This window comes from Paraburkholderia phosphatilytica (assembly GCF_003443895.1).
In the GTDB taxonomy this organism is placed as follows: Bacteria; Pseudomonadota; Gammaproteobacteria; order Burkholderiales; family Burkholderiaceae; genus Paraburkholderia; species Paraburkholderia phosphatilytica.
The window spans coordinates 40,836-65,389 of record NZ_QQOA01000001.1 but is presented as its reverse complement, the minus strand read 5'-3'; the positions used below and the strand labels follow the sequence as shown (position 1 = coordinate 65,389).

Annotated in this window: 21 protein-coding genes; 19 read left to right on the top strand and 2 right to left on the bottom strand. The window is 64.5% G+C overall.

What is annotated here, in order from left to right; translation table 11 throughout:
- The first annotated feature begins 333 nt into the window (after positions 1–333).
- Positions 334–1,446 (top strand): porin, encoded by a 1,113-nt coding sequence (locus DVS29_RS00260; protein WP_118178428.1) that lies wholly within the window; start codon positions 334–336, stop codon positions 1,444–1,446.
- A gap of 166 nt (positions 1,447–1,612) precedes the next feature.
- Here DVS29_RS00260 and DVS29_RS00255 read toward each other — a convergent pair whose 3' ends face one another.
- Entirely contained in the window at positions 1,613–2,629 is a 1,017-nt protein-coding gene (locus tag DVS29_RS00255) for an ABC transporter substrate-binding protein (protein ID WP_118178427.1), read from the bottom strand.
- A gap of 194 nt (positions 2,630–2,823) precedes the next feature.
- Here DVS29_RS00255 and DVS29_RS00250 point away from each other — a divergent pair, with 194 nt between their 5' ends.
- From DVS29_RS00250 to DVS29_RS00165, 18 genes are all read left to right on the top strand, one after another.
- On the top strand, positions 2,824–3,771 hold the full coding sequence (locus tag DVS29_RS00250; protein WP_118178426.1) for a LysR substrate-binding domain-containing protein: 948 nt from the start codon (positions 2,824–2,826) through the stop codon (positions 3,769–3,771).
- 175 nt (positions 3,772–3,946) lie between these two features.
- Positions 3,947–4,987, top strand: coding sequence for a type 2 periplasmic-binding domain-containing protein (locus DVS29_RS00245; RefSeq protein ID WP_118178425.1), 1,041 nt, complete (start codon positions 3,947–3,949; stop codon positions 4,985–4,987).
- Between the two features lie 15 nt (positions 4,988–5,002).
- Positions 5,003–5,857: an amidohydrolase family protein gene (locus DVS29_RS00240; RefSeq protein WP_118178424.1), complete on the top strand. Its 855-nt coding sequence runs from the start codon at positions 5,003–5,005 to the stop codon at positions 5,855–5,857.
- 34 nt (positions 5,858–5,891) lie between these two features.
- Positions 5,892–7,934 carry a tripartite tricarboxylate transporter permease gene (locus DVS29_RS00235; protein WP_118178423.1) on the top strand — a complete coding sequence of 681 codons (2,043 nt, stop codon included), beginning with the start codon at positions 5,892–5,894 and terminating at the stop codon, positions 7,932–7,934.
- A gap of 43 nt (positions 7,935–7,977) precedes the next feature.
- Entirely contained in the window at positions 7,978–8,508 is a 531-nt protein-coding gene (locus DVS29_RS00230; RefSeq protein WP_118178422.1) for a carboxymuconolactone decarboxylase family protein, read from the top strand.
- Positions 8,509–8,570: 62 nt separating this feature from the next.
- Entirely contained in the window at positions 8,571–9,578 is a 1,008-nt protein-coding gene (locus DVS29_RS00225) for a LysR substrate-binding domain-containing protein (protein WP_118178421.1), read from the top strand.
- A 290-nt stretch (positions 9,579–9,868) separates the two neighbouring features.
- Positions 9,869–10,840: an ABC transporter substrate-binding protein gene (locus tag DVS29_RS00220; RefSeq protein ID WP_118178420.1), complete on the top strand. Its 972-nt coding sequence runs from the start codon at positions 9,869–9,871 to the stop codon at positions 10,838–10,840.
- 57 nt (positions 10,841–10,897) lie between these two features.
- The gene (locus DVS29_RS00215) at positions 10,898–11,923 is read left to right on the top strand and encodes an amidohydrolase family protein (protein WP_118178419.1); all 1,026 of its coding nucleotides are present in this window, start codon (positions 10,898–10,900) and stop codon (positions 11,921–11,923) included.
- Between the two features lie 26 nt (positions 11,924–11,949).
- Positions 11,950–12,798: an amidohydrolase family protein gene (locus DVS29_RS00210; RefSeq protein WP_118178418.1), complete on the top strand. Its 849-nt coding sequence runs from the start codon at positions 11,950–11,952 to the stop codon at positions 12,796–12,798.
- 67 nt (positions 12,799–12,865) lie between these two features.
- On the top strand, positions 12,866–13,723 hold the full coding sequence (locus tag DVS29_RS00205) for an HpcH/HpaI aldolase family protein (protein WP_118178417.1): 858 nt from the start codon (positions 12,866–12,868) through the stop codon (positions 13,721–13,723).
- Positions 13,723–15,273, top strand: a complete 1,551-nt coding sequence (locus DVS29_RS00200) for an acetolactate synthase large subunit (RefSeq protein ID WP_118178416.1) — start codon at positions 13,723–13,725, stop codon at positions 15,271–15,273. Before DVS29_RS00205 ends, DVS29_RS00200 begins: the two co-directional genes overlap by 1 nt.
- Before the next feature lie 66 nt (positions 15,274–15,339).
- On the top strand, positions 15,340–16,233 hold the full coding sequence (locus DVS29_RS00195) for a type 2 periplasmic-binding domain-containing protein (RefSeq protein ID WP_118178415.1): 894 nt from the start codon (positions 15,340–15,342) through the stop codon (positions 16,231–16,233).
- A gap of 67 nt (positions 16,234–16,300) precedes the next feature.
- A complete protein-coding gene (locus DVS29_RS00190; protein WP_240655401.1) occupies positions 16,301–17,656 on the top strand; it encodes an MFS transporter in 1,356 nt (451 codons plus the stop codon).
- Between the two features lie 95 nt (positions 17,657–17,751).
- A complete protein-coding gene (locus tag DVS29_RS00185; RefSeq protein ID WP_118178414.1) occupies positions 17,752–19,038 on the top strand; it encodes an MFS transporter in 1,287 nt (428 codons plus the stop codon).
- A gap of 125 nt (positions 19,039–19,163) precedes the next feature.
- Entirely contained in the window at positions 19,164–19,400 is a 237-nt protein-coding gene (locus tag DVS29_RS00180) for a hypothetical protein (RefSeq protein WP_118178413.1), read from the top strand.
- A gap of 70 nt (positions 19,401–19,470) precedes the next feature.
- Positions 19,471–21,084, top strand: coding sequence for an aldehyde dehydrogenase (NADP(+)) (locus DVS29_RS00175; protein ID WP_118178412.1), 1,614 nt, complete (start codon positions 19,471–19,473; stop codon positions 21,082–21,084).
- Complete coding sequence (locus tag DVS29_RS00170; protein ID WP_118178708.1) at positions 21,084–22,295, top strand: DegT/DnrJ/EryC1/StrS family aminotransferase; 1,212 nt, start codon at positions 21,084–21,086, stop codon at positions 22,293–22,295. The genes DVS29_RS00175 and DVS29_RS00170 overlap by 1 nt, the downstream gene beginning before the upstream one ends.
- A 20-nt stretch (positions 22,296–22,315) precedes the next feature.
- The gene (locus tag DVS29_RS00165) at positions 22,316–22,699 is read left to right on the top strand and encodes a nuclear transport factor 2 family protein (RefSeq protein ID WP_118178411.1); all 384 of its coding nucleotides are present in this window, start codon (positions 22,316–22,318) and stop codon (positions 22,697–22,699) included.
- 34 nt (positions 22,700–22,733) lie between these two features.
- Here DVS29_RS00165 and DVS29_RS00160 read toward each other — a convergent pair whose 3' ends face one another.
- Positions 22,734–24,236, bottom strand: coding sequence for a glycosyltransferase family 39 protein (locus DVS29_RS00160; protein WP_164707803.1), 1,503 nt, complete (start codon positions 24,234–24,236; stop codon positions 22,734–22,736).
- Between the last annotated feature and the right edge of the window lie 318 nt (positions 24,237–24,554).

Here is a 24,554-nt window from a genome sequence, read left to right as displayed (position 1 = left end):
TTGCGGTGTTAAATGAAATTTTTGTGACACCTGTCCCCGTTTTGACCGGAATCCGGTCAAACGCACCAGCCGGCGGGCGCGAAGGCGGAATTCACGCGGGCGGAAAAGTATCACACCGTGATCAGATGCCGCCGGGTGTTCGGCCTCCATCGCCAGGGGACACTTAACCGTTCGGTCAAACGACAGGCCACTTTTCTCAATAGACCGGCCCAAAGCGGCTGGCACAATTACCTCGTGTTACCAACAAACAAACACACATAGCGCGATCCCGCAGCGGGCAGCAGCCGCTCCGTGCAGGAGGTCGCCGATCAGGAAAATTGGAGACAGACAATCATGAACTACACGTTCGCCGCATGCGCTTGCGCGGCGCTGATCTATATCGCGCCGGCCTACGCAGAGGCGCCGCTGTCGAGCGAAAGCTCGGTCACGCTTTACGGCTCGATCGATCAAGGGGTGCAATACCTCAGCCACGCAGCCACGGGTAAAACGACCGGCGACGCATTCCAGGTCGGTTCGGGGATGGCGACTTCGTTCTTCGGCCTTCGCGGCGCGGAGAATCTGGGCGGCGGCTTGATGGCCATCTGGAATCTGGAGGGCGGATTCTCGCCGCAGAACGGCACGTCGAGCCAGGGCGGTCGTCTGTTTGGACGGCAGTCGTACGTCGGCCTCGATGGTCCCTATGGCCGCCTCACGTTCGGCCGCCAGTACACGATGCGGTTCTACGCGATCTCGGCGATCAATCCGTTCGGCGACGGCGCGCAAGGCCTGACCACGCTCGACAACGGCATTGCCAACCCGCGCGCCGACAACGCGATCAGCTACCGCCAGCACTTCGGCGATTTCGAAGCGGGCGTGAACTACAGCTTCGGCCGCGACGCCGTGTCGGGCAACAGCGCGGTCGCCACCAATTGCCCGGGCGAAACGACGCCTTATCTGGAGTGCAAGGAGTGGTCGGCCCTGCTCAAGTACACCGGCACGCGCTGGGGCGCGGCGGCTGCGTATGAGCGCAACTACGGCGGCACGTCGGCGACCTACGGCGGTCTCACGTCGCCGAAGCTGTCGGATAGCCGGTTCGTCTCGGGCGGCTACTTCAACGTGGATGGCGCGCGGTTCGGCGCGGGCTGGATCCTGCGCGTCAACGAAGGCGTGTCGCCGCCGCGAAGCAACCTGTTCTGGGTGGACGGCACGGTGCCGGTGGGCCCGGCCTTCTCGATCGACGGCATGGTGGCCGACCTCAAGTTCGAGCATTCGCAGAACAAGGCCCTGGTGGAAGTCCTGCGCGGCGTCTACTCGCTGTCCAAGTCCACGTCGCTGTATCTGACGGGCGAGCACATCCAGAACGGCGGCAAGCTCGCGTATGCGGCGAGCACCATGCTGCCCGTCGAGGATCCGCCGGTTGGCGGCTCGCAGATATCCGTCATCGCGGGCATCAAGCACCGGTTCTGAAACGAGCGCAAGACTCGAATGTAGCGGAATAGCGCTGGCACCCCAGAGGCTGGATTTCGATCCGGCCTGCTGGGGTGTTTTTCGTTGGTGGTTAGCGGGTAGCGTTTGTCGCGACGTGTCGCGACGCACGCGATGCGGGCGCCGCGACACGTCGCGTACTGCACGACTAGCCGAGCAGTTTCACCGCCGCTTGCGCCGCCGACATATCGGCCACTTCGGCGATCGGCTGCCTGCGGGTCAAACTGCCAAGGCCGATATCCATGTCCTGCAGATAGCCGACGTCGTCGTCGGTCAGCGAGAGATCGCGGGAATAGGGCCGTTGCATCTGGTTGAATTCCCAGATCGCCTGGGCCGACGCCTGGTCGAATTTCTTTTGCGCACGTTTGCGCGCGTCGAAGAATGCATCGTGCGCGGCCGGCGACATCATGTACTCGTACAGCGCGCCATAGGCTGCCATGACCGCGACCATGCCGTCGTGCTTGTCCGCAATCGCGAGATCGGACGCGTAGGCCGTCTGGAAAATGCATCGCGGCAACGCCTGCCACATGTCGCCTTCGCTGATCACGCGAAGTCCGTCGCGGTCGTTCAGATGCGAGACGCTCGCGCAGCAGGCATCGGCTTCGCCTTTGACGACCGCTTCATAGCACTCGTCGTTGCTGCCCTTGTCGACGAAATTCACCTGCGAGCTGTCGATGCCCTTTTCCTTCATCAGTTCCAGCATCAGCGAGCGCAACAGACCTTTGGCCGGGCCGACCGCGACGGTCTTGCCCGGCAGATCGGCGAGCTTCGTGATGCCATCGGGCCGCGCGAACACCGTCAACGCGCACTTTCTCATGCCCGCGCCAACGATCTTGACCTTCGCGCCTTGCGCGATTCTCGGCAGCACGCGGTTGTAACCGGAGACCATGCAAACGTCCGCGGCGCCCGCGGCGATTGCATCGAACGGACCCGTGGCGCCGGGAATTTCAATGAGGCGCACGTCGGCGCCGAACTTCCTGAAGTAGCCCTGTTCGTCCATCAGCGCGTTCAGCGTGGCATTCTCGAGCCCAGGGTTGCTGACCACGCGGATCGGGGTGGACGCGGCCCGCGCGACGTACGGCGCGGCAAGCCCGCTCGTCATGACGCCGAGCCCGAGGAGGCCGGTGTTGCGTAGAAAACGGCGGCGGCTCGCGATATGCGTCATGGGCTGTCTCCGTACGCCGGTCGTGCCGGCGGATCATCGTGATGGTGTAGAAGTCGTGCATCGAAGCGCGGCGCGTGACGGGTCCCGCATCGCTTTCGAGCGGCGCGAGCTGATGATGCCAGCGGCCTTGGCCTCACGGAATTGAGTAAAATGGCCGAAGGTTTAACGAGAAGGTAAAAGGGGAGGAGCGCGACGTGTCGGAGCTCGACTGGTATCTGCAGGTCAATCTGAAGGCGCGACACCTGCACCTGCTGGTAGCGGTCGACACATACCGCAATCTGACCCAGGTCGCCGACGTCACGCACGTCACCGTGCCTGCGGTGTCGAAGTCGCTGGCCGAACTCGAACGCGGCCTCGGGCTCACGCTGTTCTCGCGCACCGCGCAGGGGCTCGTGCCCACACAGTACGGCGAGTGCCTGATCCGCCACGCGCGGTCCATGCTCGCCATCCTTCATCAGGCGCGCGACGAACTCAAGGCGTTGAGCTCAGGCACCGAGGGCAAGGTGCATATCGGCATGCTGCCCGCATCGGCTTCGGTACTGCTGCCGCAGGCGCTAGGCCTCCTGAAGCAGCGCTCGCCGGGCACCAACGTGGTGGTGATCGAAGGCACCACGTCTTCGCTGTTGCCGGAGCTGTGGCAAGGGCGTTTAGATCTCGTGGTGGGTCGGCTGCCGCCGCCGGATACGCTCGGCAGCTTCGAAGAAAAAGAGCTGCTCGAAGAGCCGGTCACGCTCGTTACGGGCCGTCATCATCCGCTCGCGCGCAGGAAGCACCTGTCGTGGTCGGATCTGCTGCCGTATCCGTGGATACTCCCGCCGATCGGCTCGATCCTGCGCGATCCGCTGGAGCGCGCACTCGAAGCGAACGACGTGCCGCTCACCAACAACTACATCGAAACCCTGTCCATTCACGTGGTGCGCGCGCACCTGCAGGTCTCCGATTTCATCGCCGTGATGGGCGATACCCCCGCGAACGACGCCACGCAGCCGCTGCATGCGCTGCCCTTGAGCCTGCCTCGACTGCTGCGTCCGGCCGGCGTGCTATGGAACCGCAACCGCGGCCTCACGCCTAGCGCGCGGCTGATGGTAGCGTGCCTCGAAGAGGCCGCCCAGCGGCTAGCCGCCAAGGCGCACGGGGCTTAACCGTTTGCTCAAACCTGCTGCCGTTTTTCTCAATTGACCCATTTTGCCGCGCAGGCAAAACTGGGTGCGTTCAATCGACTATGACTGGACGCAACGCGACCCACCCCCGGAGCTGAGACGTTTTCCGGCTTGTTTCGACGGTGGAGCGCGGTCAAGATCAGGAGACAGGACGGCTATGAACTGCAGGAAAGCAATTCGCGCTTGCGCGGCGCTGCTATGTGTTGCCGCGATGGCGGTTGCTGGACCGGTCTTTGGTCAGTCGGTCGAAAACTTCTATCACGGCAAGACCGTCACGCTCGTCGTCAGCGCCGATGCAGGCACGCCAACGGACATCATCGCGCGCCAGTTCGCGCGCTTCTTCCCCAAGTACCTTCCCGGTCATCCTCAGGCCGTGGTGATGAACGTGGTTGGCGCGGGCGGCATGGTGGCCGCGGCCTCGCTTCAGTCGAAGCAACCCAACGACGGCACCGTCATCGGCTTCCTTCAGCGCAACAACCTCTATATCCCGCTGCTCGACCAGCGGCAGAACCGCTTCGACCCGCGCAAGGTGAGGTGGCTCGGCAGTCTCAACACGGTGCAGTACTGCATCGTCGCGATGAGCCGGACCGGCGTGACCACCGAGAACGCGCTCACGAAGAAGACGATCTACATCGGCGCAACCGGCTACGCGAACGAAGACCGCACGCTGCCCGCGCTGCTCAACGAGTATCTCGGCACGAAGATGAGCATCGTGCCTGGCTATACGGGCCGCGGCGAAGTGTATCTGGCGATGCAGCGCGGCGAGGTCGACGGCTGGGCTTCGACCATCGACGGCCTGCAGCAGGGCGAAGCGGCGCGCATGCTCGCCAACGGCAAGATGAAGGTGCTGCTGCATCTCGGCTGGACCAGCCCGGCGGGCTATACCGACGTGCCGAACCTGAGCGACTACATTACCGATCCGGCTACGAAGGCGCTCTTCAACCTGTTCCTGCTGCCGTTCCAGGCCGGCCGTCCGATCGCCGTGCCGATGGGCGTGCCGGAAGATCGTCTCGCCGCGTTGCGCGCCGCCTTCGCAAAGACGATCGCGGACCCCGACTTCATCGACGCGATGAAAAACTCAGGCTTCCCGATCGATCCGATCGACGGAAACGCGGTGGAGCAAATCGTCAGCAAGCTGTACGCGACGCCCGAGTCGCAACTCGAGAGCGCGCGCAAGCTTATTTTCAGTCCGCAATAACGAGGTCTACCCGACATGACGCCCGAAATCATCGATATCCATCCGCACATCATTTCGACGGATACGGTCCGCTACCCCATCGCTCCGCAGCATGGACATCGTTCGAACTGGTCCGCCACGCGTCCCGTCACGTTCGAACAGATGATCGCGGAGATGGATGAAGCCGGCGTGGCGAAGGCCGCCATCGTGCATTCGTCGACGACCTATGGCACCAACAACAGCTATGTGGCCGACAGCGTGGCGCAGGATCCGAAGCGCTTCACCGGCGTCTATTCGTTCGACCTGCTGGCGCCCGACGCGCTGAAGACGTTCGACCACTGGCTCGCGAACGGCATGGGCGGCATCCGTCTGTTCACGGGTGGCGCGACGCATCAGAACGACGGCAGCTGGCTGGTCAATCCGGCGACCTTCCCGATCTGGGAGCGTTGCGCGGAGATCGGCATGACGATGGCGGTGCAGACCACGCCGGACGGTTTGTCGATGGTGGCCGAACTGGCGCAACGTTTCCCGACGGTGAAGATCGCGCTCGATCACTGCGCGCGTCCCACGCTCGACGAAGGCGCACCGTACCCGCGTTGCGCGGCGCTGTTCGAGCTCGCGCAGTACGACAACGTCTACATGAAGATCACGCCGCGCACGTTCGATCTCGCGCAGGCAGCGCCTGGTGGCGCCGACGCGTTCTTCACGCATCTCGTGAAGGTGTTCGGCGCGGATCACCTCGCGTTCGGTTCGAACTATCCGGCTTCCGCCGGCCCGCTGAAGAAGCTGATCGATCAAGGTCACGCCTGCTTCGCAAGTTTGAGCGACGACGAGCGCGCATGGGTCTGGGGCCGCACGGCGCGGCTGCTGTATCCGATGCTTGCCGACTGAGTCCGCTGAGCCCGCCCGCTAATCAGGATGACCAATGGATTTCTTTAACCACGCAACGCTGATGGCCGCGGGCCATGCGCTGACGACGCTCTTGCAGTTCAATCGTCTGATCTTCCTCTGCTTTGGCGTCGTGGTCGGTCTGGCGATCGGGCTGTTGCCTGGCATTGGCGGGCTCACGGGTTTCGCGCTGCTGGTGCCGTTCACCTACACGATGGACCCGTACGCGGCGTTCGCGATGCTGCTCGGCATGGCGTCGGTCATCACGACGTCGGACGTGATTCCGGCCGTGCTGTTCGGCGTGCCCGGTCACGCGGCATCACAGGCAACCGTGCTCGACGGCCTGCCGATGACCAAACGCGGCGAAGCAGCGCGCGCGCTGAGCGCGTGCTATACGTCTTCACTGTTCGGCGGCCTGATCGGCGCGATCATCCTCGCGTTCTCGCTGCCGCTGGTGCGGCCGTTCGTGCTGTCCATCGGCACGCCCGAAATGCTCGCGCTGACCATCTTCGGTGTGTCGATGGTGTCGGCGCTGTCGGGCAACGCGCCGCTGCGCGGCGTGGTCGCCGCGTGCTTCGGCATTCTGGTGGGCATGATCGGCACCAACGTCGAAACCGGACAGATGCGCTGGACGGCCAACCTGCTGTATCTGCAGGATGGCATTCCGCTGGTGCCGATCATTCTGGGCATCTTCGCGTTGCCCGAGCTGTGCGAACTCGCGATCCGCCGCACGGCGATCGCGGAGAACGTGGAATTCAACTCGCTGCACGGCATGCGGCAAGGCGTGCGCGACAGCCTGCGCAACTGGTTCCTCGTGATTCGCTGCGGCGGGCTGGGCGCGGTGCTCGGTGCGATCCCCGGCATTACCGGCGCGGTGACGGACTGGATTGCCTACGGTCACGCGCTGCAGACCGCGAAGGGCGCGAAAGAGACCTTCACCACCGGCGACGTGCGCGGCGTGATCGCACCGGAAGCGGCGAACAACGCGCGGGAGGGCGGCAGCCTCGTGCCGATGCTGTCGTTCGGCGTGCCCGGCGGCGCGGCGCAGGCCATCCTGCTCGGCGCGATGATGGTCCACGGCTTCATCCCCGGCCCCGACATGCTGACGAAGCATCTCGATCTGACGTATTCGATGGTGTGGTCGGTCGCGCTCGCCAACATCTTCGGCGCGGGTCTGTGCTTTCTGCTGAGCGGCCAGTTCGCGAAGATCTCGACGCTGCGCTACACGCTGATCCTGCCGGTCATCATGCCGATCATCTACGTCGGCGCGTTCCAGGGTTCGCGCAGCTGGGGCGACCTGTTCGTGCTGCTGATCGCGGGGTTGATCGGCTGGACCATGAAGCGGCTGAAATGGGCGCGGCCGCCGCTGATTCTCGGTCTCGTGCTCGGCGTGCTGATGGAGCGCTACATGTCCATCTCGTTCGTGCGCTACGGCACGCACTGGATGACGCGGCCGGTCGTGATGGTGCTGCTCATCATGGCGGCGCTGGTGTTCTTCAATCCGCTCTTCAAGCTGATCCGCAGCGGCGGTCTCGCGCGGATGCGGCCGAGCGGCAAGATCGCGCTGAAGCTCGAAGACCTCGTCTACGTGTTCTTCATCGGCATCGGCCTGTACATGCTGGTGACGTCGCAAAGCTGGCTTCTGATGGCGCGCATCGGGCCGACGGTCGTCGCGAGCATTCTCGTCGCAGCGGGCTCCATCAGTCTCGCGTACAAGGTGTTCGTCATTCCGGCGAAAGCGGGAGCGGGTCACGCCGGCGGCGGCATCCACATGGACGTGGCGAGCGAGCACGACGAAAAGCTGCCGAACCAGCTGGTGCTGCTGCGGGCCCTGCGCTTCTTCGGCTGGTTCGTCGCGTTCCTCGTTTCGATGGGCGTGATCGGCATGATCCCGACCGTGCCGCTCATCATCGTCGCGTTCATGCGGGTTGAGGGGCGCGAGTCCTGGCGGCTCAGCCTGATCCTCGCGTTCTGCGTGACGGCGTTCATCTTCGTGGTCTTCAATCAGATCATCCACATTCCCTGGCCGAGCAGCCTGATGGACCAATGGTTCCCCGCGCTCGCAGCGGCAGGCGCGTAGCGATCGCGCTGCTTCAGCCTCTTTTTTACTGGAAGGACAGAACATGAAGGACAACCGACTCGCGAAGATCGACCCGGACCAGGCCAGCGAAGCGCAGCAAAAAGTGATCGCGCAGCTGGGCGAAGGGCGCGGACGCATCCCCACGCCGTTCAACATCTGGCTGCACAACCCGCAGCTGGCTGCAGGGATGGAGATCATCGGCACGCACGTCGACCACTCGCCGGTGCTGAGCGAAGCGGAAAGCGAAGTGGCGATTCTGTCGACCGCGGTGTTCTGGAACGCGCCGTACGTGATCGCGAATCATCGCCGGCATGCGTTGAAGTCCGGCGTACCCGAGGCCGTCGTGACCGCGATTCTGGAGAAGCGCCGGCCGGAAGCGGGCGACGATCGCTTCGGTCTGGTGTGCGATGCGGTGAACGACATTCTCGCGGGCGGCGCGATCGACGACGCGCGTTTCGCGCGTTACGACGCCGGTCTCGGCCGCGCGGTAATTGCCGAACTGCTCGTCACGGTGGGCTATTTCACGTCGATTTCGCTTGGCATGACGCTGCACGCGATGCAGCCGAAGGACTGACGCGCTTGCCGCCACGCGGCGACATTCCTTAACGAGACGGTGAATCGAAAGAAGGACAGGACATGTCAGCGCTCGACTGGTACCTGCAGATCAACCTGAAGGCGCGCCACCTGCGCCTGCTCGTCACGATCGATACGTACCGCAATCTGACCCAGGTCGCCGACGTCACGCACGTGACGGTGCCTGCCGTGTCCAAGTCGCTCGCCGAACTCGAGCGGGGGATCGGCCTTACGCTGTTTTCGCGCACGGCGCAGGGCCTCGTGCCCACGCAATACGGCGATTGCCTGATCCGACACGCGCGGTCGATGCTGACCATCCTGCATCAGGCGCGCGACGAACTGAAGGCGCTGAGTTCGGGCACCGAGGGCAAGGTTCGCATCGGCATGCTGCCGGCGTCCGCCTCGGTGCTGCTGCCGCAGGCGCTGAGCCTCCTGAAGCAGCGCTCGCCGGGCACCAACGCGGTGGTGGTCGAGGGCACCACGTCTTCGCTGCTGCCGGAGCTGTGGCAGGGCCATCTCGACCTCGTGGTGGGCCGTCTGCCGCCGCCGGATACGCTCGGCAGCTTCGAGGAAAAGGAACTGCTCGAAGAGCCGGTGACGCTCGTCACCGGCCGTCATCATCCGCTTGCGCGCAGGAAGACGCTTGCGTGGTCGGATCTGCGCCCGTTTCCGTGGATCCTGCCGCCGCCCGGCTCGATCCTGCGCGATCCGCTCGAGCGTGTGCTCGAAGCGCACGAAGTCCCGCTCACCAACAATTACATCGAGACGCTGTCGGTGCACGTTGCGCGCGCGCAGCTGCAGATTTCCGATTTCATCGCGGTGATGTCCGGCACGCCGGCGCACGACGCCGCGCAGCCGCTGCACATCCTGTCGCTGAGCCTGCCTCGCCTGCTCCGTCCTGCCGGTGTGCTGTGGAACCGCAACCGCGGCCTGACGCCGAGCGCGCAGCTGATGGTGTCGTGTCTCGAAGAAGCCGCTCAGCGTCTGTTGACGGAGATCGGCATGACATCGCGCCCGGTGTCGTCGGTCAGCCGGGCCGCCAGAGCCGCTTCGTCCGCCGACGGACGCTAGGTCGCAGTCCCCCTTAACCATTTCGGGTTAAACGCCACCGCCGGAAGCCCGCCATAGCGGGCCGTGGCGGGCTGTGAAGGCTTGTGGAAAGCACACCGACAGCCCTTTGCCTGCCTGGGGCTTTACCGTTTCGTTAAGGCATCCGCTGCTTATTTCAATAGACGTGAACGGAGCGCGGAAACATCATGTCATCAACGAAATCGCCTGAGCGGCTCTGCAATTCGCGGTAACCGGGCTTCAAACCGACCACGGACGCAGGCCGATCAGATTGTCCAGTCAAGGAGACTAAGTTGACCAAGAAAGTTCATCTCACGCTCGCCATTGCCGAGCATCCGCATACCTCCGCAATCCGCGACGGCTCCATTCCGATCGAAGGCGTGGACGCCGAGTTCATCACCGTGCAGCCGCAGATCGGCGCATTTCGCCGCATGGTTCGCGACGTCGAATTCGACGTGTGCGAACTGGCGCCGACCACCTACATCATCGCCCGTGCATATGGCGCGCCGTTCGTTGCGCTGCCGATCTTCGTCGTGCGTCGTTTCCACCATTCGGGTCTGCTGGTGCGTCCGGATGCAGGCATCAAGACGCCGAAAGATCTGGAAGGCAAGAAGGTCGGCGTGCGTGCGTATTCGGTGACGACGGGCGCATGGACGCGTCAGGTGCTGATGGACGAGTTCGGTCTCGATCCGTCGAAGGTGACGTGGGTCGTAGATGACGAAGAGCACGTCACGCAACTGAAGCTGCCGCCGAACGTGGTGCACGTGGCCGAAGGCACGTCGCTCGCGGAGATGATGGAGAAGGGCGAGCTGGTGGCGGGCATGCACGGCAACGCGGGCATCGGCCGCACGGGCAGCCCGACGGGCGGCTGGAAGGAAGTGGAAGCCGACTATCCGGACCTGTTCCCGAACGCAGCGGAACTCGAAGCCGAGTACTACGCGCGCACCGGCGTGTATCCGATGCACGGCACGATCGTCGTGAAGGACTCGGTGCTGGCCGAGCATCCTTGGGTCGCGAAGTCGATCTACGACGCGTTCGACAAGGCGAAGCAGGACTGGCTCGCGAAGCTCAACGCAGGTGAACTGAACGACAAGAAGAACAGGAAGTACGTCGAGCTGCAGAAGATCGTGGGTAACGACCCGCTGCCGTATGGCATCGAGGAAAACCGCAAGACCATCGAAGCGCTCGAAGCCACGGCGTTCAAACAGGGCCTCACGCCGCGCCGCATGTCGATGGACGAGCTGTTCGTCGATCCCCGCGCCTGAAACCGCGCTGAAACCGAGTCTGAACCCCGCGTTCGCAACTGTACGGAAGCAAAGAACATGATCATCGATTGCCACGGTCACTTCACGACCGTCCCTGCATCGTTTCGCGACTGGCGCGCTAAACAGATCGCGGCCGCCAACGATCCGGCCAACGCACCGGCGCTCTCCGGCGCGCACGTGTCCGACGACGAGATCCGCGAGGGTGTCGGTAACGGTCAGCTGCGTCTGCAACAGGAACGCGGCGGCGACCTCACGCTCTTCTCGCCGATCGCCGGCCTGATGAGCCACCATCTCGGCAACGAGCGCACGAGCCTCGAGTGGGCCGAGGTGTCGAACGATCTCGTGCGCCGTGTGTGCGACATCTACCCGGACAACTTCGTGCCGGTGTGCCAGCTGCCGCAATCGCCTCTCGCGCCGCCGAAGAACTCCGTTGCCGAACTGCGCCGCTGCGTCGAGCAGATGGGCTTCGTCGGCTGCAACCTGAATCCGGACCCGAGCGGCGGCTACTGGACCGGCAAGCCGATCACCGACCGCGAGTGGTATCCGCTGTACGAAGCGCTGGTCGATCTGGACGTGCCGGCGATGATTCACGTCGCGGCATCGTGCAACCCGTGCCACCACGGCACCGGCGCGCACTACCTGAACGCCGATACGTCGGTGTTCATGCAGCTGCTGCAAAGCGACGTGTTCAAGGACTTCCCGACGCTGCGCCTCGTGATTCCGCACGGCGGCGGCGCGGTGCCGTATCACTGGGGCCGTTATCGCGGCATGTCGCTGGAAATCGCGAAGCGTCCGCTCGAAGGTCTCCTGAACAACATCTTCTTCGACACCTGCGTGTATCACCATCCGGGCGTCGAACTGCTGACGAAGGTCGTGCCGACGAGCAACGTGCTGTTCGGCTCGGAGATGATCGGCGCCGTGCGCGGTCGCGATCCGGATACCGGCGAGTACTTCGACGACACGAAGCGCTACATCGATGCGTGCGAGGCGCTGTCCGACGCCGACCGTCACGCGATCTTCGAAGGCAACGCGCGGCGCGTGTATCCGCGTCTGGACCGCCTGCTGAAGGAAAAAGGACTGTAACGGAGACGTCTGCCGGAGGGACATATATGAAGAACATCATCGACATTCATCCGCACATCATCTCGGACGACGAGAAGCGCTATCCGCCCGCGCCGCTGTTCGGCAAGCGTTCGGACTGGTCGCAGGAACGGCCGAACACCGTCGAGGCGCTGATCGCCGCGATGGACGAAGCCGGCGTGGCCAAAGCCGCCGTCGTGCATTCGTCGACCACCTACGGTTTCGACAACAGCTACGTCGTGGATAGCTGCAACCGCTACAAGGACCGGCTCGTCGCCGTCGGCTCGGTGGACATGCTGGCCGACGACGTGCCCGCCGTGATCAAGACGTGGGCCGACAAGGGGCTGGCCGGTCTGCGCATCTTCACCGGCGGCTCGACGAAGGACTTCGACCCGAGCGAGCTCGACAACCCGAAGTCGTTCAAGGCCTGGGAAATGCTCGTCGAGCTGAAGCTGCCGATGTGCATCCAGACCGGTCCGATCGGCTTGCCGCAGGTGCGCATGCTGGCCGAGCAATACCCGGGCGTGAACATCATTCTCGACCACCTCGGCCGGCCGGACGTGCTGGATGGGCCGCCGTACGCGAATGCCGCGAGCCTCTTCGCGCTCGCCGATCTGTCGAACGTGTACATGAAACTCACGCCGCGCATTTTCGGCGACGTGAAGAAAGAGAAGGCCAGCGCCGACACGTTCTTCCCGCGCGTGGTGGAAGCGTTTGGCGCGCAGCGCCTGGCATGGGGCTCGAATTTCCCGACCTCGACCGGCACGCTGACGGACATCCTCGCGACGGCTGAGAAGGGCCTGGCCTGCCTCAGCGACGAAGACCGCGCGTGGATCTTCGGCAGGACCGCGCAGCAGCTGTACCCGACCCTGAGCTGACGCGCGAAGCGCGTCGATCATGCGCGCCGCGAGCCAGCGGCGCACAGCGAGATTGAGAGAGACCCTTATGTCTAGCACCCGCCTGAACAGCGTCATCCGCGCTTTCGAATCGGGCAAGGCCGCGCACGCTGCCTTCGCCAAGCTCGACAAGCAGACCGCGATCGAAATGAGCGACTCGCCGTACGACGGCCTCGTGTTCGAGATGGAACACAACCCGTACGACGTGAGCGCGCTCGGCGATGCGCTGCAATACATGCTGAGCCGCAAGCAGATCGTCGAATCCGGCTCGATCGCGCCCAAGGTGACGCCGATCGCGCGCATCCCGGCCAACGGTGTCGAGATGAACCAGAGCTTCGCGAAGCAGGTGCTGGATCGCGGCGCGTATGGCGTGATCTGGCCGCACGTCGCGACTGTCGAGCAGGCGTACAACGCCGTTGCATCGTGCCGTTACGCGCGTCCGAAAAACGCGCCGCTGTACGAGCCCAAGGGCGTGCGCGGCGATGGTCCCGCGAATGCGGCGCGCTACTGGGGCCTCTCGATGGCCGAGTACTACACGAAGGCCGACGTGTGGCCGCTCGCGCCGGAAGGCGAAATTCTGGTGGGCTTGATGTGCGAGAGCACCCAGGCGATCGAGAACCTCGACGATATGCTCGCGAACGTGCCGGGCATCGGCTTCATCCTGATCGGCGAAGGCGACCTGAGCCAGGAACTGGGCTTCCCGCGTCAGTACGAGCATCCGGAAGTGCTCGACGCGATGCGCCAGATCGTCGAGACGTGCAAGAAGCACAACGTCGTGGTCGGTCATCCGCACGTCACGGCAAAGAACCATCGCCGTCTGCAGGACGAGGGCTATCGCTTCCTGATGTCCGCGCCGCAGCGCACCTACGGCGTGGTCGGTCTCGCGCGCGACATGGCTGGTTACTGATGAACGGCGCCGATAGTCTCGTCGCGACCCTGGTCGATCAGGGCGTCGACATCTGCTTCGCGAACCCCGGCACGTCGGAGATGCACTTTCTCGCGGCGCTCGGCAACAATGCGCGGATGCGCAGCGTGCTGTGCCTGTTCGAAGGCGTGGCGACCGGCGCGGCCGACGGCTGGTACCGGATGAAGGACACGCCGGCCTCGACGCTGCTGCACCTCGGGCCGGGTCTTGCCAACGGTCTCGCGAACATCCACAACGCGAAGCGCGCGTCGTCGGGGATGGTCAACGTGGTCGGCGAGCATTCGGTGTCGCATCTCAAGTACGATCCGCCGCTGACCTCCGATATCGAAGGTCTCGCGCGGCCGCTCAGCCACTGGGTGCGGCGCGCGGAATCGGCGGACACCATCGCGTGGGATACCGCGCAGGCCGTCGCGAAAGCGAGCGAGCATCCGGGGCAGATCGCGACGCTGATCCTGCCTGGCGATACGTCGTGGCAGCAGGCCGGAGAAACGCCGACGCTGCCGCCGCCGGCCGCCGCGACGCTCAAGACGCCGAGTGCCGCGCGCATCGAACACATCGCACGCGTGCTGCGTTCGGGCGAACCGACGCTGATCATCCTCGCGAACAAGTCGACGCGCGGCGCGGCGCTCGTGAAGGCAGGCCGTGTCGCTGCGGCCACGGGCGCAAAACTGGGCTCGCAGTTCTTCACCGCGCGCATCGAACGCGGCGCGGGGCGCGTGCCGATCGCGCGCATTCCGTACGCGGTCGCGCAGGCTACGGCATTCCTCAAGGACTTCAAGCACATCGTGACGGTGGAAACGCGGGAGCCGGTGGCCTTCTTCGCGTATCCGGACAAGCCGAGTCTGCTGAAGGCGGAAGGTACGCTGGTGCATACGCTCGTCGAGCCCGATGAAGACAGCGAACTCGCGTTCGAGATGCTGCTGGAAGCGCTCGGCGATACCCGCACCGCGCCGCTCCTGCAGCCGCGTATCGAAACACCGGTGCCGACGGGCCCACTGAACCCGACGAGCGTCGCGCATGCGCTTGCCGCGGCGTTGCCCGAGCACTGCATCGTCGTGGACGAATCGCTGACGACGGGTCGCGAATCGATGAGCCTGACGATGGGCGCGGCGCCGCACGATCTCATCAACAACATGGGCGGCTCGATCGGTTACGCGACGCCTGTCGCGACCGGCGCGGCGCTGGCGTGCCCCGACCGGCGCGTGTTCTGCATGGTCGGCGACGGCAGCGCGATGTACACGATCCAGTCGCTGTGGACCCAGGCACGCGAAGGCCTGAACGTCACGACGATCATCTTCGCGAACAACAGCTACGCGATTCTCAAGGCCGAGTACGCGAACATGGGCGCGGGCACGCCGGGCGAGCGCGCGTTGTCGATGATCGACATCGACAAGCCGCGCATCGACTGGCTGGCGATGGCGAAGAGCATGGGCGTGCCTGCCGTCGCAGTCGACACGGCGGAGAGCTTCCACAAGGCGATGGTCGATTCGACGCGCGAGCCGGGACCGTGCCTGATCGAGGTCAGGCTGTAATCCTGCTCAAACGTGATTCAAGCGATTCATACGATTCAAACGATACAAGCACAAGGAGTGAGATCCATGACAACGACGCTGACGGGCGTGCCGACGCTGCGCGTCAACCTGGCCGAGTACGCAGTGACGAAGGCGATGCGCGACGGTCGCGTGAAGACGGACCTCGCGACGCTCGATTTCTGCGGACCGACGCCGGCGCACAACGGCTTCAAGGCGATGGTGCGCGAGAACAAGTTCGATGCGGGCGAACTGGCCATCGTCACGTTCCTGCAGGCAAAGGCGTACGGCAAGCCGTACGTGCTGCTGCCGGCGCCGATCTCCGGCCGCTTCCAGCATCACTGCGCGGGCTACAACGTCGACTTCGGGCATCTCGATCCGAAGGACATCGAAGGCAAGAAGGTTGGCGTTCGCACCTACACGCAGACCACCGCGCTGTGGATTCGCGGCATCCTGCGCCACGAATATGGCGTCGATCTCGACAAGGTGACGTGGATGACGCTCGGCGACGGCCACCTCGCCGAATACAGCGATCCGCAGAACTGCCAGCGTCTGCCGGCCGGTTCGTCGATTCCGCAGATGATGCTCGACGGCGAACTCGCGGCGGCGCTGCTCGGCGAAGACATGCCGAAGGACGACCGTGTTCGCACGCTGGTGCCCGATGCGCAGAATGCGGCGAAGGGCTGGTTCGAGCGTACGGGCGTGGTGCCGATCAATCACATGTTCGTCGTGCATGAAGCGCTGTCGAAGCAGCGGCCGGATATCGTGCGCGACCTGTACCGTATGATTGTGGAAAGCCGCGCGAGCGCCGACAAAGTGCCGGCCGTGTTCCCGCCGCTTGGTCTCGAAGCGAACCGCGCGGGCCTGCAACTGGCCGTCGACTGGGCGCTCGACCAGAAGATCATTCCCCGTCGTCTGTCGGTGGATGAACTGTTCGACGACGTGACGGGCAATCTGGGCTGAGCAGTCTGAAGCAGTAACGCGGCGGTGACGTAGCAGTAGCGCGGGGCAAAAAAACATCGGAGACGAAGTGACAGCGACCACGCTACCGAACGCGCGGCGACCCGAGAATCGTTGGGGCATTCTCGGGCTGCTCGCACTCGGTCTGATGATTTCCTTCGTGGACCGCACGAGCATGTCGGCGGCGCTCGCCGACCATCACTTCGTGCGGGTATTCACGCTGACGCACGTCGAGCGCGGCTGGCTCGGCTCCGCGATGTTCTGGTCCTACGGACTGCTGCAGATGCCGATGGGCTGGCTGGTGGACCGCTATGGCGTGAAGTGGCCGTACGCGGTCTGCTTTCTGGCGTGGTGTCTCGCCGCGGCGGCCACGGGCATCGTCACCACATTGGCCGGCCTGATTCTCGTGCGCCTGTTGATCGGCGTCGCTGAATCCGTGGTGGTGCCCGCCACCTATCGTTATCTCGCGAACAATTTCGACGAAACCCGCAAGGGCACCGCGCTCGGCATCTACTCGATCGGCGGCAAGATGGGGCCGGCGCTGGGCGCGCCGCTCGCCGCGTGGCTGATCGTGATGAGTTCGTGGAAGGCGATGTTCGTCGTCACCGGTCTTGTGGGGCTGATCTGGCTGGTGCCCTGGCTGCTGATGCTCGACAACGATTTTCCGTCGAAGGCCCAACTCGCGGTGGCGAAGCGCCGCGCCGCTTCGGTGCCATTGCGCAATCTGCTGGCGAGCCCCGTGGTGTGGGGCGGCCTGATCACCAACTTCTGCTACAGCTATTTCGCGTTCTACTGCATGACGTGGATGCCCGCGTATCTGGTGGAGCAGCGCGGCCTCTCGCTCGAGCAGTCGGGGCTTTATACGTTCTTCAGTTTTGCCGGCATCGCGATCGTCGCGGCGTTGGCCGGCTGGGCCGCGGACCGTCTGATCGCGGCGGGCCGCGATGCCGTCGCGGTGCGCAAATCGTTCATCGTGGCAGGCTTCATCGGCGGTACGACGGTGCTGCTGGGTGCGTATGCGCACTCGCCGCAGATGGCGCTGTTCTGGAATGTGGTGTCGCTTTCGCTGCTGGGCCTGGTTACAGCGAACAACCTGGCGCTCGTCAAGCTCACGCTGATTCCAAAGCAGGCGGTGGGTCTGAATACCGGCTTGCAGCAGGTGGCGACGAGTCTCGCGGGCGGCGTCTCGGCGAGCCTGTCGGGCTGGCTGCTGCATGTGTCGGGCAGCTACACGCTGCCGATGCTGGCGATCTTCGTGTTCCTGATGCTGGGGGCCGCAAGCACCGTGGTGTTGCTGCGCTGGGAGTGGGCGCCGAAAGTCATCGAGTCCACGCTCGACGAGCAGCAGGATGACCACCGCGCCGCGGACCTGTCGCTCGACGCGGCGAGCGCGCGAAGCCCGGAAGCCCCGTCGCGTCATGCCTAACCTGACGGTTAAGCCCCCCGCGTTTTAATTCAATCGACGGCGCGCGCGAACATGGCGATGATCGCGCTTTGGACCGGTTCTTGATGCGTGCTGAGATGAGCGTCGACAATACAGAAAGTGGGTGGCGCTCGCCGCACAACGTGAATGACGCGGCAACGCCCCCGCTCGAAACGGGCGCAGGCATCGTGTCGCTGCTTCGTCATCCGGCGCTCACGCGCTTCCTGACCGCGCGCGTCGCGTCCATCACCGCGCAGCAGATGCTGATGCTGGCAATCAGCTGGCACATGTACGACCTGACGTCGAGCGCGTGGTATCTCGGTCTCGTCGGGCTCTGCCAGTTTCTCCCCGGATTGGCGACGACCTTCGTCGCCGGTCATTGCGCCGACCGTATGCATCGCGGTCGGATCGTCGCGGTGTGTCTCGCGGCGCAGGCGGCCGTGGCCGCGTTGCTCGCGGCCTCCATCATCGCTCACGTCGTGACGCGCGATCTGCTGCTCGGGCTCTCGCTCGTGCTCGGCGCGATCCGGCCGTTCCAGATGGCGGGGCAGCAGGCGCTGTTGCCGATGCTCGTGCCGCAGCGGCTGCTCGCGCGGTCGATGGCGCTCAGCACGTCGGTGCAGCAGGTGTGCGTGATCGCGGGGCCGGCGCTGGGCGGCCTGCTGTTCGCGATCGGCGTAAAGGCGCTTTACTGCACCTGTGCCGTGCTGTTCTGCGTGGGCGCGGCGTTGTATGCGCTGATCCGCTACGACTACGTGCCGCGGCCGCGCGAGCCCGTCACGGTCGAAACGCTGCTCGCGGGATTGCGCTTCGTGTGGAGCAACCCGCTGCTGCTCGGCGGCATCTCGCTCGATCTGTTCGCGGTGCTGTTCGGCGGCGCGACGGCATTGCTGCCGGTGTACGCGAAACACATCCTGCACGTGGGCCCGGAAGGGCTCGGCCTGCTGCGTTCCGCGCCGGCCGTGGGCGCGTTGTGCGTGGGCCTGATGCTGTCGCGGCACGCGATCGTCAGCGGCGTCGGCAAGAAGCTGCTGATCGCCGTGGCCATCTATGGCATCTCGATCGTCGCGTTCGGGCTGTCGCGATGGTTCCCGCTCTCGCTGTTGCTGCTCGCCGTCTCCGGTGCCGCCGACACGATCAGCGTGGTCGTGCGGCAAACGCTGATCCAGCTCGAAACGCCGGACCATATGCGCGGACGCGTCGCCGCGGTGAATACGCTCTTCATCGGCGCAAGCAATCAGCTGGGCGAATTCGAATCCGGCGCAACGGCGTCGATGTTCGGCGTCGTAGGGTCCGTCGTGGCGGGCGGATGCGCGACGATCCTCGTGAGCATTGCATGGAGCCGGATGTTCAAGCCGCTCGCGAGACGCGATGCGTTGCACTGACGGTTAAGCCTTAACGTTTCGGTTAAGGCTGCCGCTTCTAAGTTCAATAGACCGCGATCACGAACGACGCGATCATGGTGTCGCCGCCTCAACCAGCCAATTCGGTTAGAGGCACGGAGACGCGCATGAGCAGCCACTGTAGATCGCTTCGGGTCCTCGTCAACGAGTGGCTCGGCAACGCACAACATTTCAGGGTCACCCGGCCCGACCGGTCGAAAACGATGCCGTGGCGCGCCGTGCGCGTCGAAGTGAGCCGCTCGTCCGGACCGCTTGCGCTGGTCTTCTTCCGGCATCGCGACGGCTCGTGGTGCCTCTATCCGCCAGCGGCCGTGCAACCGGCCATGAACCTGCTTCGAAACTAACCTGCCAGGCTCGCCCCATTGCACGAACGGGGCGCAGCTTCCTGCATGGCACTCTCTCCAGGAAATCCACATGACCCTTACCGGCGAAATGCTGATCGGCTTCTCCGCGGTGCGCGGCACCGAGGGCGAGCAGCGCGCATTCTGCCCCGCGTACAACGCGGAAATCGGCGAGCCGACATTCGGACTGGGCGGCCGCGCGGAAGTCGATCGCGCGGCCCAGCTGGCGTCCGCTGCATTCGATACGTACCGTAACGTGCCGCTCGCTCAACGCGCGGCGCTGCTCGACGCGATCGCGGATCGCATCCTGGATATCGGCAGCGAACTCATCGTGCGCGCGCATGCGGAAACTGGCTTGCCCGTGGCGCGGCTGGAAGGCGAGCGCGCACGCACCGTTGGTCAGCTGCGCCTGTTTGCGCGCGTGGTACGCGACGGACATTTCCTCGGCGCAACGATCGATCGCGCGCAGCCCGAGCGCAAACCGATGCCTCGCGCGGACCTGCGTCTCGCGAAGGTGCCGCTCGGGCCGGTCGCGGTATTCGGTGCGAGCAATTTCCCGCTGGCATTCTCGGTAGCGGGTGGCGATACGGCGTCGGCGCTTGCCGCGGGCGCGCCGGTGATCGTGAAGGCGCATAGCGCGCATCTCGGCACGGCGGAACTCGTCGGTCGTGCCATTCAGCAGGCGGTCAAGGATCAGGGCTTGCCGGAAGGTGTGTTCTCGCTGCTGTTCGGTTCCGGCCGCACGCTCGGCGAAGCGCTGGTCGCGCATCCGCTGATCAAGGCGGTCGGCTTCACCGGCTCGCGTCAGGGCGGCATTGCGCTGATGCGCATCGCGAACGCTCGCCCCGAACCGATTCCCGTCTACGCGGAGATGAGCAGCATCAATCCGGTGTTCGTGCTGCCTCACGCGCTCGCGAATCGCGCCGAAATGATCGGCAAGGCGTTCGCCGATTCGCTGACGATGGGCGCGGGTCAGTTCTGCACGAACCCGGGTCTCGTGATTGCGGTGGACGGCCCGGACCTCGATCGCTTCGTGAAGGCCACCTCGGATGCGCTGGCCGTCAAGCCGGCGCAAACGATGCTGACGCCGGGCATTTTCGACGCGTATCGTGAGGGCACGAAAAACGTCGAGGCCGTGGCGGGCGTGACGAAGGTCGCGCAGGGCGAGCCGGCAGGTGAGGATGCGAACGCTGCGCAGGCCGCGCTTTACGTGACGGATGCGCAGCGTCTGCTGGCGTCGCCCGAACTCGAAGCGGAGATGTTCGGCCCGGCGTCGGTGGTGATTCGTGCGCGCGATGTCGACGAAATGCTGAAGGTGGCGGAGCACGTGGAAGGGCAGTTGACCGTGACGTTGCAGATCGATGCGCACGATCATGCCGACGCGCGGCGCCTGTTGCCCGTGCTCGAACGCAAGGCCGGCCGCATTCTCGTGAACGGCTTTCCGACCGGCGTGGAGGTGTGCCATGCGATGGTTCACGGCGGGCCGTATCCGTCCACCTCGAATGCGATGTTCACGTCCGTGGGCGCGACGGCGATCGACCGCTTCCTGCGTCCGGTCTGCTATCAGGATCTGCCGGATGCGTTGCTGCCGGATGCGCTGAAGGAAGCGAATCCGTTGGGGCTGTGGCGCCTCGTCGACGGTGAGCAGAGCGCACCCGATCGTCACGCCGCGACGACATCGGAATGATGAATCCGCTTTCGCTACCGTTCTTGCCGCTGGTACGCCCGGAGATCGACGAAGCGACGATCGCGGGCGTCGCCGATGTGCTGCGCTCAGGCTGGATCACGACGGGACCGCAGAACCAGGCGTTCGAAGCGGCGCTTTCATCGTTTTGCGGCGGCCGTCCGGTGCGCACTTTCAACTCCGGCACCGCGACGCTCGAAATCGGTTTGCGTATCGCGGGCGTCGGTCCTGGCGATGAAGTGATCACCACGCCCGCCACGTGGGTCGCGACGAGTCACGTGATTCTCGAAGCCGGCGCGACGCCGGTGTTCGCCGACATCGATCCCATCACGCGCAACATCGACCTCGATCTGCTCGAGAAGGCCATCACGCCGCGCACGAAAGCGCTGATGCCGGTGTTTCTGGCGGGGGCGCCGGTCGATATGGATCGTCTGTACGCGATTGCAAAGGCGCACCATCTGCGGGTAATCGAAGATGCCGCGCAGGCTTTTGGCGCGACGTGGCACGGCAAACGGATCGGCGCGATCGGCGACCTCGTGTCGTTCAGCTTCCATCCGAACAAGAACGTGACGTCGATCGAAGGCGGCGCGCTCGTGCTCAACAACGAAGACGAAGCGAAGCTCGCGCAGAAGTACCGGTTGCTCGGCGTGACGCGTAGCGGCCACGACGGCATGGACTGCGATCTGCAAGGCGGCAAGTTCAACCTGACCGATGTTGCGGCGCGCGTCGGGCTAGGCCAGCTGCCGCATCTCGATCGCTTCACGCAGCAACGCAGGAAACTCGCGCGCGCTTATTTCGACGGCTTCGAGGGCGGCGCGGCGGTCAAGCTCGGCGTCGGCTTGCCGATGCGCGACTTCGAGCACACGAACTGGCATCTGTTCCAGATCACGCTGCCGCTCGAACGTCTGTCGATCAGCCGCGGCGATTTCATGGAACAACTGAAGCAGCGCGGTATCGGTTCGGGCGTGCATTACCCGCCGGTTCATCTGTTCAAGCTGTATCGCGCGCTGGGCTTCAAGGAGGGCATGTTCCCGCACGCGGAGCGCTTCGGCGCGAGCACGGTCACGCTGCCGCTCTTCACACAAATGACGGAAGAAGACGTTGCCCGCGTGTGCCGTGCGGTCGACGAGATCTGCACGCTGTTCGAAATCTGGCAGACGTGTGGCCGCGACGTCCCGTCGTCAGATTCGCCGCGTAGAATGGCGCGTGCCTGAATCCGATCCGGAGGGACGTCATGCGTGAAGACACCATTCGTGAAGCGCTGAATGCGCACTGGCAGGCGTCGGCGGCTGGCGACCTCGACGCGGAGCACGACATCTACGCCGACGACGCCGTCTGCGACTATCCGCAATCAGGTGAACGAATCGTCGGGCGCGCGAACCTGCAGGCGCTGCGAGGTCATCATCCGGGGAAGCCGTCGGGTTTCGACGTCAGACGGATGCAGGGGGAGGGCAATCTCTGGGTCACGGAGTACACGATCCTCTACGAGGGGCGCGCGGCGCATACCGTGAGCATCATGAAGTTCCATGATGGCAAGGTCGTTCACGAAACCCAGTACTTCGCGGATCCGTTCGAAGCACCGGGCTGGCGGAGTCAATGGGTCCAGCGGATGTCATGACCGCGCGCGGATCGCGAAGAAGCCGGACGGTTGTTCATCGCGGCTTCACGTTCCACCCGTAGATCGCGATGCAGGGCGGCGGCTCATGGCCGTCCCGCGCGGGCTCGTTGCACCGCGACAGATAGGTGCGCTGCGGCGGTGGCACCTGGCCGAGCAACTGCGGCATCAACGGCGCATCGGGCGAACTTGCGACCACCCACACGTCGCGTCCAGCCGCGATGTCGTCGCGCACGCCGTCGAGCGGAACGTGCGGAATGCCGAGGCGCGCCACCTGCCATTCCTCGATGCCCGTGATCGTCCGGTCGCGCCACTTGGAGACGTGCGGCACGTTGGGCGCGTAGAAGTCGAGCACGAGCGGCGATGCGTACGGCGCCAGCACGATGCTGTCCGCGCGCATCAGGTCGTCGTGCGCCTGTCCGAACACTTCGCGGTAAGGCGGCTTCGCGCCGTCCGCCTCGGCTAGCTGATAGTAGAGCCCGGCCGCGAACGTCACACAGACCACGATTCTCACGACGTGCGCAAGCCGCGAACGCTGCGTGACGGCCCACGCGATCAGCACGGAGAGCGGCGCGGTCATCCAGCACAGGATGCGCGGCAGCAGGATCGGCTGCTTGAGGCTCGCGATGCAGACCAGCACGACGAACACCGCCGGAATCGCCACCGTCACGAGCAGCAGCACACGCGGCGCGCGAACCGCCGCGATCGCGGCGACGAGCGCGATCAGCGTCAGCATCGTCAGTTCGATGCCGGGCCAGCGCAGCGGCGTGATGATGCCCGCGACGAGACCCGATAGCGCGACCGCGATGTCGCGCGGCGAGAACGGCGGAATCCACGACAGCCCCGTGCCGTGCTGTCCGATGCTCGCCATGATGAACAGCAGCGGAACCGCGATCACGCCCACCACGACGTTCGCCGCCAGCCAGCCGCGCAAGGTGGCCGGCGTGCCGGCCTTTCGTGCGATCAGCAGCACGGCGATCACGACGACGTTGCACGCGGCGATCAGGAACATCATCGTCGAATGGCTGTACATCGCGACGATCGCACTGGCCGCATACAGCGCGAGATGGCTCGCGCGGCCACGGCGCAGATAGCGCGCAATGCCGAGCAGCATCAACGACGTCCAGACGACCGTCAGCATGTACACGCGCGCTTCCTGCGAGAAGTAGATCGCCATCGGCGACAGCGCGAACAGCAGTGCGGCGACGATCGCGACCTTGCGCGTCGCGACTTCTCTGGCCAGCAGGAACACGAGCGGCAGCGCGACGAGCGAGGCACAGACCGACAGCGCGCGCATCGGTACCGCGCCGTGTCCGAACACGCGCATCCACGCTTCGAGCATGAAGTAGTACAGCGGCGGAGTCGGCTCGATCGTGAGGCCGGTGGTCAGAAGAAAATGCGGACCGAACAGTTCGTAGTAGTAGTGCGTGAAGATTTCGTCGTTCCACAGCGACAGGTAGTCGAGATGGAAGATCCGCAACGCCGCCGCAAGGATCGCAATGACGACAATCGAAATCGCCGTCGATGTCCGTAACGGCATTGTGTGTCGAGTCGCATCTCGCGAAGTTTTGGCGTGATTCGCAAAGAGCGGTGTGACCGAAGATTTTGATGAGCCCATAACGCGTTCCCCATCGTGAGCGTGAATCGGTGGTCCGGTTGAATAAGAAAACTTCTCAGTTGGTATCGTTGTCTGACGAAACTTACTGTCGATTAACTGTCTGCCGACAACCTGAAATAGCCCGAATGGCAAGTATTAATCATGTTGTCATGTATGCGAATGCGAAAACTTCTCAAACACGATTGCATAATATGAGGGTCGGCTTGCAAACCCTTGACAGCATTGGTTGCTGGCACATCG